This window comes from Cetobacterium somerae ATCC BAA-474 (assembly GCF_000479045.1).
Lineage (GTDB): Bacteria > Fusobacteriota > Fusobacteriia > Fusobacteriales > Fusobacteriaceae > Cetobacterium_A > Cetobacterium_A somerae.
The window spans coordinates 1-13,622 of record NZ_KI518074.1; the positions used below are offsets into that span (position 1 = coordinate 1).

Sequence of the window (13,622 nt, forward strand, 5' to 3'; positions counted from 1 at the left end):
CATATGACACATCTATTGATCAAGTTAAAGAATTATTAACTGATATAGCTAAAAACCATGCTTTAATTCTTCAAGATAAAGATATCTTTGTAAGACTTAGTAAACATAACTCAAGCTCTTTAGACTTCACAATGAGGGTTTGGGCTAAGAAAGAAAATTACTGGGATGTTTTCTTTGATTTACAAGAACTTGTTAAAAAGAGATTCGATCAAGAAGGAATTGAAATCCCATACAACAAACTTGATGTTTATCAAAAATAATTAAACGAGGTGCATATTTTTGAAAAATTTTATTTTAACTTTAAAAGAAAGCATAATTAATGGAAATAGTATTACTTTTGATGATGCTGAAAAACTTATAAATTTAGATATAGATATTAATAAAAACGAAATTCTTTTTCTATCAGATTGTGCAAATGAAATTAGAAAATTCTTTTGTGGAGAAAAATTTAACTTATGCACTATAATGAATGCTAAATCAGGAAAGTGCCCAGAAGACTGCAAATATTGCGCTCAATCTGCCCACTTTAAAACGGCTTCACCTGTTTATCCTCTAACTAATAAAGAGGAAGCTTTAAATTTAGCTTTAAATGTTGAGAAAGAAGGAGCTAATCGTTTTGCATTAGTCACTAGTGGTCGAGGATTACTTACAGAAAAAGATACCTTAGAAGTTGCAAATCTTTATAAATATATGAAAAGAAATAGTAATATTCATCTATGTGCTTCACATGGATTACTTACTAAAGAATCTGCAAAATCTTTAAAAGAAGCAGGGGTAAAAACATATCACCACAATTTAGAAACTTCTAGAGATTTTTATGATAAAATCTGTACAACTCATACATATCAAGATAGAGTTGATACAATTCTAATAGCCCAAGAAGCTGGTCTAGAAGTTTGTAGTGGGGGAATTTTTGGTTTAGGAGAAAGTAGAGTCGATAGATTAAATATGGCTTTTGAACTAAAAAATTTAAATGTCAAATCTATACCCCTAAATTTTTTAACACCTATTGCAGGAACACCTATGGCCGATTATTCTCCTTTAGACCCTATGGAAATTATTAAAACAATCGCTGTTTATCGTTTCATAAATCCAGATTCTTCTTTAAGATATGCTGGTGGAAGACTTCAACTTGGCGATTTAGAAATTCAAGGAATTAAAGGTGGAATCAATTCAGCTTTAACTGGAAATTTTCTTACAACAACAGGAAGCACTATAGCCTCTGATAAAGAGATGGTTGTTAAGGAGGGATTTACCCTTGATAAATAAACTAAAAACAGGATACTTTATTATAGGGACAGACACTGATATAGGGAAGACGTATGTGTCTTCCCTTATTTTTAAATCTTTAAAAAACTATAATATCGGTTATTATAAACCACTTCAAACAGGATGCTATTTTGAAAATGAAAAATTAGTTCCATTAGATCCAAAATTTTTATGTGATTTTACTGGAACAACTTTAAAACCTGAAATGACTACTTATCTTTTCAAAACTCCTGTGTCTCCTCATTTAGCTTCTGAGTTAGAAAATATTCCTATTTCTATGAACTCTATCTTTAATCAATGGGATATTTTAAAATCTAAGTACTCAACAACTTTTATAGAAGCTGCTGGAGGTATATACGTTCCAATAATACGGAATAAATATTTTATGTTTAATTTTATAAAAGATTTAAATCTATCAGTAATACTCGTTTGTTCTACAAAAGTTGGAGCTATAAACCACACAATGTTAACTCTTAGCTTTTTAAAAGAAAAACAAATACCTATTCAAGGTATTATTTTTAATAATTATACAAAAGAATTTTATGAAGATGACAATATTAAAGTTGTTTTAGAAACTAGTCAAATTAACAATCATCTTATTATCCATAATGGTGATACTATAATTCCTGAACAAACTCTCATTTCATTTTTAGAAAAATAAAAGAGGTCAAAAATTTGACCTCTTTTTTATACTATCTATTTTTTAATAAACTTTTTCCTGGAATTCCTGGTTTTGTCATTTCAAAAGGATTTAAAATTATATCTAACTCCTCTTTTGTTAACAATTTTCTTTCTAAAATTAAATCTACCACTGAAACTCCTGTCTTTATAGATGTTTTTGCTATATCTGCTGCATTTTTGTATCCTATATGTGGATTCAAAGCTGTTATTGTTCCAACACTCATATCAACTAATTGCTGACATCTCTCTTTATTTGCTGTAATTCCAATTAAACAATTATCTATTAAAGTATTAACTCCATTCTTTAAAATTTCTATCGATTGGAATAAGTTAAAGAACAATACTGGTTCAAATACATTTAGCTCTAACTGACCTGCTTCTGCTGCTTTTGTTACTGTCTGATCATTTCCAAATATTTGGAAACAAACTTGGTTCATTACTTCAGGAATTACTGGATTTACTTTTCCAGGCATTATTGAAGATCCTGGCTGTTGTTGAGGTAAATTAATTTCTGCTAATCCTGTTTTTGGTCCTGATGCCATTAATCTTAAATCATTTGCCATTTTTGATAAATTTACAGCAGCTACTTTTAATGCTGAAGATAACCATACAAAACTATCTAAATTTCTTGTTCCATCAACTAAGTCATCAGCTTGAACAAAATCAACATTAGTTACCTCAGACAAAATTCTAACAACATCCTCTACATACTTTGTATCAGCATTAATTCCTGTTCCTACTGCAGTTGCTCCCATATTAACTGTTTTTAAATCTTCCAAAGCTATCTTTATTCTCTTTATATCTCTAGCTATTGGTTGTGCATAAGCTTTAAACTCTTGTCCTAATCTAATTGGCACTGCATCTTGAAGGTGTGTTCTTCCCATTTTTATAACATTATCAAACTCTATACTTTTATCTAACAAAGTTAAATTTAATCTTTCTAAAGTTTTTAATAACTCTTCTGACATCATTTGTAAAGCTAATTTTCCTGCAGTTGGAATTACATCATTTGTAGATTGTCCATAATTTACATGATCATTTGGATGAACTTTATCATATTTCCCAAGTTCTCCTCCTAGTAACTCTCCTGCTCTATTAGCAATTACTTCATTCATATTCATATTCATTGATGTTCCTGCTCCACCTTGAATAACATCAGTTATAAACTGATCCATAAATTTACCATCTATTATCTCTTCAGAAGCTTTAACTATAGCATTTACAACATCCTCGTCCAGCATTCCTGCTTCTAAGTTTGCTATAGCTGAGGCTTTCTTTACATATGCTAAAGCTTTAATAAAATCATTTCCTAATTTATACCCCGTAATATGGAAATTATTTTTCCCTCTTAATGATTGAACTCCATAATAAGCCTCTGCTGGAACTTGTATTGTTCCAATAGAATCACTTTCTAATCTAAACTTTTCCAATTCTTTCACCATCCCTTTATTTTCCCCAGAACATAAAACATCAAACTATAAAACTTTATTTTCATTTTATTCTTTTTTGAAAATAAACATTTCGTTCTTTATTCGTTCATTCGTGCTTTTATGTTTTAAAGTATACTGTTTTTTTTATAAAAGTCAAGTGTTTTTTATGGATTTTTTATTTTAACAATATAAAAGTGTCATCTTTAGTTACTTCTTCTTTTACCTCAAAATATTCTGGATTCTCAGCTTCTAATTTTTTCAATTTTAGAAGAGTTCTTCCTAGGTGATGTTCTAACATTCCTCTTAATTTATCTATATCTTTTTTTTCCAAGGCCTCTAAAATTTCCTCATGCTCTTTAACAACTGATATATCACTTGTTTTATTTTTAGCGTTTAGAACTCTTACTCTTTGATAATGACCTGTTCCATTTAATGCTAATTCCCACAATCCTGGAATTCCAGCTTTTTCAAAAATCATCTTATGAAAATCATTATCCATTTTATGAAACTCTAGATAATTACGGTTTCCCTCACAATAAACCCTTTGCATCTTTATATTTGTTCTTAAATCCTCTATAAATTCTTCATCTAAAGCTTCAATAACTCTTTCAAAAGCTGCAGTTTCTAAGGCAACTCTCAACACTTTTGCTTCTAAAACTTTTTGAGCGCTAATTTTTGTTACAAATGTTCCTTTTTGTGGAATACTTTCAATCAGTTGATCATGCTTTAATAATATCAAAGCTTCTCTAATAGGAGTTCTACTCATTCCCAATTTTTCACCTATTACTTTTTCACTTAATTCACTTCCAGGTTTTAAATTTAATTCAAATATATTTCTTTTTAATATTTTATATGCGTAAGCTGAGTTACTATTTTCTCTTGACATTTTTCCTCCTCGTTTATTTTTTCACATTTAATTTTAAATAATATATCTTTATAATAAAATATACTAGTTAGTTTGTCAAACTCAATATTTCAACAAAAAAAATAGAGGTGATATACACCTCTATTTTCAATTAAAGTTCAAATCCATATGGTAATAATTCTTCCATTGTCATTAGTTTATAATCTCTTTTTAGATTTCCTAAGATGATTATTGTATCATCATCTGCAAACTCTTTTATAACCTGTCTACATGCTCCACAAGGACTTACTGGTCCTGTTGTGTCCGCAACTACAGCTATTAACTTTATTTTTCTCATACCTTTACTTGCCGCTGCAAAAACTGCACTTCTTTCAGCACAGTTAGAAAGTCCATATGATCCATTTTCAATATTAGCACCTGAAGTTTCATTTCCATTTTCATCTACTAATACTGCTCCAACTTTAAATTTTGAATAAGGAGCATAGGCATTCTCTCTAGCAACAATAGCTTTATCTACATATTCTAAAATTAACTTTTCATTCAATTCTTTTTTCATATTATTACTCCGCTACACTTTCTAATGCTATTTCAATCATATCTGTTAAAGTTGTTTGTCTTTCTTGAGATGTTGTTTCTTCACCAGTAACCAAAGAATCTGAAATCGTTAATATCGTCAAAGCTTTTGCATTATATTTTGCTGCTATTGTATACAGTGCTGCTGTTTCCATCTCAACACAAAGCACACCAAACTCTGCCCATTTTTTATACGATTCAAAATTGTCTCCATAGAACTCATCTGCAGTTAAAACATTTCCACCTTTAACTTCTATTCCTTTTGCCTTTGCAGCTTCAGCTGCCTTCATAAACAGTCCAAAATCTGCTGTTGGTGCATAATCTGCCCCTCCAAATCTCAATCTATTCATTCCTGATGTTGTTGATGATGACATAGCTAATATTACATCTCTTATTTTAACATCTTCTCTATAAGATCCTGCTGTTCCAACTCTAATTAGATTTTTTACTCCATACTCCCTAATTAATTCATTAACATATATTGAAATTGATGGAACTCCCATTCCTGTTCCCTGTACAGAAACTCTTTTCCCTTTATAAGTTCCTGTATATCCATACATTCCTCTAACTTCATTATAACAAACTACATCTTCTAAAAAAGTTTCTGCTATCCATTTAGCTCTTAATGGATCTCCTGGTAATAATACTGTTTCTGCTATTTCTCCTTTTTTTGCTCCTATATGTACGCTCATTTTACCCTCCTAGTTTTCCTTTTATTTTATAATTTTATCAGCAAAACTTCCTTTTAAATTAGTTTTTCCTAATAAAAGATCTTCTACAGTTGCTGCTATTGTTGAGAATCCATTTTGAATTCCTAAATCAACGTTTTCTTTTAACTTCTTTCCATATACTAATAATGGAATATACTCTCTTGTATGATCACTACCTTTATAAGTTGGATCACATCCATGATCTGCTGTTAATATAAGAAGTTCATTCTCTTTTAAATTTTCCATAATTTCTGGAAGATAATTATCAAACTCTTCTAAAGCTAATTTATAACCTTTTGGATCTCTTCTATGTCCATACTTCATGTCAAAATCAACTAAATTTGTAAATATAATTCCTTTTGTATCTTTTTTTAATTCTTCAATAGTTTTTAAAATTCCATCTAAATTATCTTTGTTAGTTCCTCTACTTTCAGTTATTCCTACTCCAGCAAATATGTCACTAGTTTTTCCAATTCCAATAACATCTAAACCAGAATTTTTAACTCTATCTAGCATACTCTCAATTGGTGGCTCAACTGAATAGTCATGTCTATTAGACGTTCTTACAAACTCTCCAGCTTTCTTACCAGTATAAGGTCTTGCAATAACTCTTGCCACAGGAGATAAGTCACTACAAATTTCTAAAGCTTTTTTACAAGCTGAATAAAGTTCATCTAAAGATATCATCTCTTCATTAGCAGCTATTTGAAACACTGGATCAGCTGATGTGTAGACAATCCAAGCCCCTGTTGCTAATTGCTCCTCTCCATATACATCTAAAACATCTGTTCCAGAGTATGGTAAGTTACAAAGCACTTTTCTTCCTGTTGCCTTTTCAAACGCTTCTATTGTTTCTTTTGGAAAACCATTTGCATAAGTTGGAAATGCTTTTTCTTGAACAATTCCAGCAATTTCCCAGTGTCCTGTCGTCGTATCTTTTCCCTTCGAAAGTTCAGCTGCTTTTCCATATGCACCTTTTGCATTCTCAACTTCATCTACACCTAAAATTTCTGTAATATTACCTAATCCTAGCTGCTCCATGTTTTTTAAATTTAATCCACCTGTTGCAAGAGCTATATTTCCCAATGTATTTGTTCCTTCATCTCCAAACTCTTTTGCATCTGGTAAAGCCCCTATTCCAGCACTATCTAGCACTATTAAAGTAACTCTTTCTATTTTTTCCATAACTACACATCTCCTTTTCTATAAGGTAACAAAAGGCTGATCAAAAATGACCAGCCCCTCATTTATTATTTATCGCTTACTTTGATTTCTCCAGCCATTAATTTAGCTTTGATTTCCTCAAATTTAGCTAGTTTATCTGCACCTATAATCTCTTTTGTAAATTCGAAGTTAGTTACTCCAACTCCATTTTCTTTTGCTCCGTAAACAGCTAATCCTGGTACGAATTCACCTTTAGTTAAAGCTTTAACTGTATCGAAAACTCCAACATCAACATTTTTTAACATAGATGTTAAAACTGTTCCTGGTTCAACTGCATCTTGATTTGAGTCAACACCAATAGCAAATACACCCTTCTCTTTTGCTGCTGCTATAACTCCCATTCCTGTTCCACCAGCTGCATGATATATTACATCTGCACCTTGGTTAATTTCAGAAATTGCATTCTCTTTACCTCTTACTGGGTCATTAAATGGATTTGGTCCTGTTGTATATACAGAGAAGAACTTAACTTTCGGGTTAACATACTCTGCACCCTGTTTAAATCCTACTTCAAATTTCTTAATTAAAGGATTCTCCATTCCTCCAACAAATCCTACTGCATTATTTTTAGTCATTAATCCAGCTATAACTCCAACTAAGAAAGATCCCTCTTCCTCTTTAAATACCATAGATTTTACATTTGGTAAATCTATTACATCATCAATCATTAAAAATTTAGCATCTGGATAATCTGCTGCTACTGTTCTTGCTGATTCTGTCATTTGGAATCCTGTAGCAATTATTAAATCATATCCTGCTTCAGCATACTCTCTTAAGAACTCTTCATCTTCAGCAGGTGATGCTGGTTCTACATATTTAAATTCAATTCCTAAATCCTTTTGTGCTTGCTCTAATCCTCTGTAAGCAGCATCATTAAATGACTTATCCCCTAATCCTCCAGTAGAAAGAACTATTCCTACTTTAGTTGGTTTCGCTGCAAATAATCCAATTGCTAACATCATTGACATTACAAAAGTAACTATTTTTCTCATTAATACCCTCCTAAATAACTTTATACTAGTAGAATTTTAACATATTATTTACCTAAATCAAAGAAAAATTTACTATTATTTCATCATTTTTCCTAATGTGTATATTAATTCGTCGATTACTTTGTTCTCTTCATTATTTTTTATCCCTGATACAACACACTTTCTCAAGTGATTTTCTAATATTACTTTTGCTATTCCATCTAATGCCGCTTTTGCTGATGATATTTGATTTAAAACATCATCACAATAAGCATCCTCTTCAATCATTCTTTTTATTCCTCTAATCTGTCCTTCCACTCTATTAGCTCTAGCGATTAATTTCTTTTTATCACCACAGATTTTATTTGAACAATTATCTTCCATAAATCCTCCTGTTACTATTTAAACCATTTCAATCTTAAAGCATTCGATACAACAGAAACAGAACTCATAGCCATAGCTGCCCCTGCTATCATAGGATTTAACAGATGTCCTGTGAATGGATATAATATTCCAGCTGCTACAGGTATTCCTAATCCATTATAAATAAATGCCCAAAATAGATTCTGTTTTATATTTTTCATTGTCGCTCTACTTAATTCTATAGCTTTTGGTACATCTTTTATATTTTTACTCATTAAAACTATATCAGCACTTTCTAAAGCTATATCAGCTCCACCACCAACAGCTATTCCTATATCTGCTTGAGTTAATGCTGGAGAGTCATTTATTCCATCTCCCACCATTGCAACTTTTTTACCTGCAATTTGAAGCTTTTTTATTTGCGAGTATTTTTGCTCAGGGGAAACCTCCGCTATCACTCTTGTAACTCCTACCTCTTTAGCTATAGCTTTAGCTGTTCTTTCGTTGTCACCAGTTAACATTATAACATCAATTCCAATATTTTTTAACTCTTCAATTACACTTTTAGAACTTTCTCTTACTTTATCTGCTATGGCAATCATACCTAAATATGTATCTTTAGCAGCTATATATATCACTGTTTTTCCTTGATCAAAAAGTTCCTCTCCCTCTTTTATATGCTCATCTATATTTATAGAATATCTATCCATTATTTTTTTATTTCCTACAATTACTTCTACATCTCCAACAGGTGTATCTTCTAAAGTCCCTGTTACTCCCTCTCCTGTTATAGAGTTAAAACTTCTTACACTAAACATATCTAACTTTCTTAAATTAACCTCTCTTATAACTGCATCAGCCAATGGATGTTCTGAGTTTTGTTCTAAACTTCCCACAACTTTTAAAAGTACATTTTCTTCTAGTCTATTTGAAAGTATATTTGTCACTGTTGGTTTTCCAACTGTTATTGTTCCTGTTTTATCAAATACAACAGTATCAACTTTACATGTTTTTTCTAAAGCCTCTCCTGATTTTATTAAAATTCCTAATTCAGCACCTCTACCCGTTCCAACCATTATAGCTGTTGGAGTTGCCAAACCTAACGAACAAGGACAAGCTATTACTAAAACAGATATTAATATAGTTAATGCAAATACACTTGGTGTAGCATTTAAAGATACTAATCCTAAACTTCCTACAATATACCAAATTAAACTTGATATTATAGCTATCCCTATAACTATTGGTACAAAATAGCTTGATATTATATCAGCCATTCTTGCTATTGGAGCTTTTGACCCTTGAGCATTTTCAACAAGTCTTATTATTCTTGAAAGAGTTGTATTCTCACCTGTTTCAGTAACTTTCACTTTCAAGCTTCCTGTTCCATTTATTGTTGCACCATAAACTTTACTTCCCTCTATTTTTTTTACAGGAATACTTTCACCAGTTAGCATAGCTTCATCAACACTAGAAATTCCATCTACAACAACTCCATCTGTAGGTATAGATTCTCCTGGTTTAATTAAAAGAACGTCTCCAACTTCTACCTCTTCAATATCCACAGTTACCACTTTACCATCTCTAAAAAGGTTTGCTCTTTTACTTTGTAAGCCCATCAATTTTTTTATAGCTTCTGATGTTTTTCCTTTGCTTACATTTTCTAAATATTTACCCAAAGAAATCAAAGCAATTATTACTACACCTGATTCATAATAAAGATTATGAACAAACTGAATATCACCTTCGTATATTTTAAACGTTCCATAAATACTATATACAAAAGCTGCTCCTGTTCCTAAAGCTATTAAAGAATCCATACTAGGAGCTTTCGATTTTAACTTTTTAAATCCTGATATATAAAAATCTCTCCCAACATAAACAACAGGTATAGAAAGTATTAATTGAACCATTGCAAAAAGTAATGGATTTACATCATAATGAATTACATTTGGAACTGGTAATCCTATCATACTTCCCATAGATATATAAAAAATTATTGCTCCGAATATTATTGCTACTAAAAATTCATTAAACTCTTTTTTTAATTCTAATTTTTTCTCTTCAGCCCTTCTATCAACGACTTCTTCTGTTATTCTTTCTCCAGTATATCCAAACTTCCCTATCATATGAAAAATTTCTGATAATTTTACTATAGTTGAATCGTATGAAACTGTTGCTTTTTCTGTGGCTAAATTAACAGCTATTGATTCTATCCCTTTCATCCCTGAAACAATTTTTTCAACTGTTCCTACACAACTTTGACAATGTAAACCTTTTATAATAAATGTAACTGTTTTTAAATCTTTAATCTCATCTAAGCTATATCCTAAAGGTACTATTTTATTTTTTACTTCATCTTCTTTTATAACTTTTTCATCAAATTTTACAACTAACTCCTCAGTAGCCAAATTCACTCTAGCTTCTTCAATACCATTTGTTGATTTTAATATTTTTTCAATTAAAGCTACACAACTTTGACAAGTTACATTTCCAACTCTATATCTTTTTTCCACTTTAAACACCTCCTATTTTATAGGGTACACCCCTATAGTATGATAATAGCATATTAATAAAAAAAAATCCACTTTTTTTAGTGGATTTTTACTTTTCTAATTCAACAGTTACTTTCAATCTTTTTAAACCTGTTTGAATAGCTTTTATTTTAAATTTACTGATACCTTTAATTTCTAAAAGTTCTTCAGTTGAAGCTTCTTGAATTTTAGATAAGTTACCATAATTATTTACTATTTTATCTATATCTCTCTTCGTTAATTTTGTTATTTTATCTAAAATTCTATATCCTTTTGGTGTCACTCTATTTCCTAAAGCTGAATATGTTTTTCCATAATCTAATACTGCTGATAATTTTTCTAACTCTTTTAATTCATCATCTGTAAGTTTAGATAATCTATCTGTTATCTCATCTAAATCAAAAGGAGCATTTGAGTAATTCCAATAATCTCTTAAGAAATCCTCTTTTTCACTTTCAATATCCTGAATTAAATCGTTTAGATGTAATCTAACAAGTCTTCCATCTACTCCTAATTCTGTCATATAGGCATTCATCTCTTGGAATATTCTTGTTACCTTTTCAAATCTTTGAAGCACAACAGTTACTTCATACAATGTTACTAAATCATCTAATTCAAGAATTGTTAAGTTTCCTAAAGCTTTATCTAAAACAAAACGATAACGCTCTAATGTATTTAGTCCTTGAGAAGCTTCTCCCATTAAATCTGAAGTACTTCTAAGTCTATGCTTCATTTCGCCTTTATATATTGTTACAACTTTTTTTCTTTCTGATACAGCTATAACTAACTTATCTGTTTGTTTAGCTACTCTTTGAGCGGTCCTATGTCTTGTTCCACTCTCATTTGTAGAAAATCTCATACTTGGTTGCAAATGTACATTTGCAGAGTGTATTCTTGTTATATCAGAGTCTAATATTATAGCTCCATCCATTTTACAAAGTTCAAATAGTTTTTCTGGTGTATATTCACAATTTATTTCAAATCCACCATCCATTATTTTCTGAACTTCAGAATCTAAACCGACAACTATTAAAGCTCCCATTTCACCATCTAAAACGTTATATATCCCCTCTCTTAACTTTGTCCCTGGAGCCAAAAGAGAAAGAATCTCTAAGAATTCTGGGTTATTCATCTTTACTCATCCTCTCTAAAAATTCTTCTAAATTTTTTAAATATATTATTTTCAATTTATAACTATTTTTTTCAATCTCTTTTCTGTTAGCCTCAGGAACGTACACACCTTTAAAACCAAGTTTTTCAAGTTCTCTTAATCTTCTATCTATAAAAAATGCTTTTCTAATTTCACCTCTTAACCCCAGCTCCCCTATAGCTGCTATTTTTTGACTAATAGCTACGTTTCTATATAAAGAAACAATTGATATAAGAGCTCCTAAATCAGCTGCTGGATCATTTATAGAAAGTCCACCTGGTATATTTATAAAAAGATCTTTCATTCCCAAATGTAATCCCATTCTTTTTTCTGCAATTGCTGTTAATATTTGCATTCTATTTCTATCAAATCCCTGAACGATTCTTTTCGGAATTCCAATAGTACAATCAGTAAGCAGTGTTTGAATTTCCAAAAGAAAAACTTTGGTTCCTTCTAATACTGGTACCACCATACTACCTATATTCTTTTCATCTCTTTCACTTAAAAAAAACTCTGATGAATTCTTTACTTCGTGTATCCCTGTATCTTCCATACTAAATACTGCTAACTCATTTGTAGATCCAAATCTATTCTTCAAACTTCTCAATATTCTGTAAAAAAGCCCTTCTTCTCCTTCAAAATGAAACACAGCATCCACCATATGTTCAAGTAACTTTGGTCCAGCTACCTTTCCATCTTTTGTTATATGACCAACTATAAAAAACGAAACATCATTCTTTTTAGCAAGTTCAATTATTTTTAAAGTACACTCTCTTATTTGAGTTGGTGTTCCTGGAATAGAGTCTACCTCTGAATTATACAGTGTTTGGATGGAATCAACAATAACTATTTTAGGTTTTTTTGTAATAACATACTCATATATACTTTGGATATCAGTTTCTGACATCAAATATAAGTTTTCTGAATATATTCCAAGTCTCTCTCCTCTAGACTTTATTTGAGCAGGTGATTCCTCCCCAGATACATACAAAACATCGCCATACTCTGTATACTCTTTAGCTGTTTGTAAAAGAAGTGTTGATTTTCCAATACCAGGATTTCCAGTTATTAAAACAACCTCTCCCTTTACTAATCCTCCACCTAAAATCCTGTCAAATTCAGAAATTTTAGTTTTATATCTAAAGTTTTTTTCTAATTGTACATTGGCAAAAGATACTACTTTTTCCTGTATATTAACAAGGGAATTTGTAGATGACTTTATGCTTTTTGCTGCAATTGGTGAAATTTCAATCTCTTCTTCAAAAGTTCCCCATTCTCCACAGCCATCACATTTACCCATCCACTTTATCGTTTTAAATCCACACTCACTACATACATAAAAACTCTTTGCCTTTGCCATTTTTACTCCTCAAATCTTTTTTTTATCTTCTCTATTACAACTTCATCTAAATAATTATCTAATTTCCCTTTATATAACGCTAATTCTCTAACAACTGAAGAGCTTACATATAAATATTCTTTTGATGCTGGAATAAAAACTGTTTCAATTTCACCATTTGAAATATCATAATTTCCATATGCCAGTGATAGCTCATACTCATAATCAATAACTGCTCTCAATCCTCTAATTATATACTTACAACCTATCTCATTCATATAATTAGCTAGAAGACCACTGTGTTCAACTACTTCTATATTTTCTATATCTTTTAAAACTTCCTCTACCATCTCTTTACGCTCTTCTAAAGAAAACAAAGTTTTTTTTGTACTATTATTTAAAACTGCAACAATTAATTTATCACACATTTTACTTGCTCTTTTTATTATCTCTTTATGACCTTTTGTTATTGGGTCGAATGTTCCTGAGTATAAAGCTAATTTCATCCTGCAC

At 30.6% G+C, this 13,622-nt stretch carries 13 protein-coding genes and 1 pseudogene; 3 read left to right on the forward strand and 11 right to left on the reverse strand.

All coding sequences use genetic code 11. The features are described 5' to 3' along the window. The 3 genes and pseudogenes from HMPREF0202_RS01735 to bioD all read left to right on the forward strand — a co-directional run. Positions 1-260 (forward strand): annotated as a pseudogene (locus HMPREF0202_RS01735) (mechanosensitive ion channel domain-containing protein); the annotation flags it as partial. A gap of 19 nt (positions 261-279) precedes the next feature. Next, positions 280-1,269, forward strand: coding sequence for a biotin synthase BioB (gene bioB / locus HMPREF0202_RS01740; protein ID WP_023051669.1), 990 nt, complete (start codon positions 280-282; stop codon positions 1,267-1,269). Beyond that, entirely contained in the window at positions 1,259-1,930 is a 672-nt protein-coding gene (gene bioD, locus HMPREF0202_RS01745; protein WP_023051670.1) for a dethiobiotin synthase, read from the forward strand. Before bioB ends, bioD begins: the two co-directional genes overlap by 11 nt. A 31-nt stretch (positions 1,931-1,961) precedes the next feature. On the opposite strand, the gene HMPREF0202_RS01750 is transcribed toward bioD, so the two are convergent. The 11 genes from HMPREF0202_RS01750 to coaD form a co-directional block, all read right to left on the reverse strand. Further along, on the reverse strand, positions 1,962-3,392 hold the full coding sequence (locus HMPREF0202_RS01750) for an aspartate ammonia-lyase (protein ID WP_023051671.1): 1,431 nt from the start codon (positions 3,390-3,392) through the stop codon (positions 1,962-1,964). Between the two features lie 163 nt (positions 3,393-3,555). After that, positions 3,556-4,266 (reverse strand): GntR family transcriptional regulator, encoded by a 711-nt coding sequence (locus tag HMPREF0202_RS01755; protein WP_023051672.1) that lies wholly within the window; start codon positions 4,264-4,266, stop codon positions 3,556-3,558. A 130-nt stretch (positions 4,267-4,396) separates the two neighbouring features. After that, a complete protein-coding gene (gene cdd, locus HMPREF0202_RS01760) occupies positions 4,397-4,801 on the reverse strand; it encodes a cytidine deaminase (protein WP_023051673.1) in 405 nt (134 codons plus the stop codon). 4 nt (positions 4,802-4,805) lie between these two features. Beyond that, on the reverse strand, positions 4,806-5,510 hold the full coding sequence (deoD, locus tag HMPREF0202_RS01765; protein ID WP_023051674.1) for a purine-nucleoside phosphorylase: 705 nt from the start codon (positions 5,508-5,510) through the stop codon (positions 4,806-4,808). Between the two features lie 21 nt (positions 5,511-5,531). Beyond that, positions 5,532-6,713, reverse strand: coding sequence for a phosphopentomutase (locus HMPREF0202_RS01770; protein WP_023051675.1), 1,182 nt, complete (start codon positions 6,711-6,713; stop codon positions 5,532-5,534). A 65-nt stretch (positions 6,714-6,778) separates the two neighbouring features. Continuing rightward, positions 6,779-7,744, reverse strand: coding sequence for a BMP family lipoprotein (locus HMPREF0202_RS01775; protein ID WP_023051676.1), 966 nt, complete (start codon positions 7,742-7,744; stop codon positions 6,779-6,781). A 75-nt stretch (positions 7,745-7,819) separates the two neighbouring features. Continuing rightward, complete coding sequence (locus HMPREF0202_RS01780; protein ID WP_023051677.1) at positions 7,820-8,107, reverse strand: metal-sensitive transcriptional regulator; 288 nt, start codon at positions 8,105-8,107, stop codon at positions 7,820-7,822. Between the two features lie 14 nt (positions 8,108-8,121). After that, entirely contained in the window at positions 8,122-10,602 is a 2,481-nt protein-coding gene (locus tag HMPREF0202_RS01785) for a heavy metal translocating P-type ATPase (protein ID WP_040406070.1), read from the reverse strand. 88 nt (positions 10,603-10,690) lie between these two features. Further along, entirely contained in the window at positions 10,691-11,752 is a 1,062-nt protein-coding gene (gene disA / locus HMPREF0202_RS01790) for a DNA integrity scanning diadenylate cyclase DisA (protein WP_023051679.1), read from the reverse strand. After that, on the reverse strand, positions 11,745-13,130 hold the full coding sequence (gene radA, locus HMPREF0202_RS01795; RefSeq protein WP_023051680.1) for a DNA repair protein RadA: 1,386 nt from the start codon (positions 13,128-13,130) through the stop codon (positions 11,745-11,747). The genes disA and radA overlap by 8 nt, the downstream gene beginning before the upstream one ends. Before the next feature lie 2 nt (positions 13,131-13,132). After that, positions 13,133-13,615, reverse strand: coding sequence for a pantetheine-phosphate adenylyltransferase (gene coaD, locus HMPREF0202_RS01800; RefSeq protein ID WP_023051681.1), 483 nt, complete (start codon positions 13,613-13,615; stop codon positions 13,133-13,135). Between the last annotated feature and the right edge of the window lie 7 nt (positions 13,616-13,622).

Coding starts and splice junctions, on each gene's coding strand:
- HMPREF0202_RS01750 (WP_023051671.1), bottom strand. CDS start 3,392: ATGGTGAAAGAATTGGAAAAGTTTAGATTAGAAAGTGATTCTATTGGA.
- HMPREF0202_RS01755 (WP_023051672.1), bottom strand. CDS start 4,266: ATGTCAAGAGAAAATAGTAACTCAGCTTACGCATATAAAATATTAAAA.
- cdd (WP_023051673.1), bottom strand. CDS start 4,801: ATGAAAAAAGAATTGAATGAAAAGTTAATTTTAGAATATGTAGATAAA.
- deoD (WP_023051674.1), bottom strand. CDS start 5,510: ATGAGCGTACATATAGGAGCAAAAAAAGGAGAAATAGCAGAAACAGTA.
- HMPREF0202_RS01770 (WP_023051675.1), bottom strand. CDS start 6,713: ATGGAAAAAATAGAAAGAGTTACTTTAATAGTGCTAGATAGTGCTGGA.
- HMPREF0202_RS01775 (WP_023051676.1), bottom strand. CDS start 7,744: ATGAGAAAAATAGTTACTTTTGTAATGTCAATGATGTTAGCAATTGGA.
- HMPREF0202_RS01780 (WP_023051677.1), bottom strand. CDS start 8,107: ATGGAAGATAATTGTTCAAATAAAATCTGTGGTGATAAAAAGAAATTA.
- disA (WP_023051679.1), bottom strand. CDS start 11,752: ATGAATAACCCAGAATTCTTAGAGATTCTTTCTCTTTTGGCTCCAGGG.
- radA (WP_023051680.1), bottom strand. CDS start 13,130: ATGGCAAAGGCAAAGAGTTTTTATGTATGTAGTGAGTGTGGATTTAAA.
- coaD (WP_023051681.1), bottom strand. CDS start 13,615: ATGAAATTAGCTTTATACTCAGGAACATTCGACCCAATAACAAAAGGT.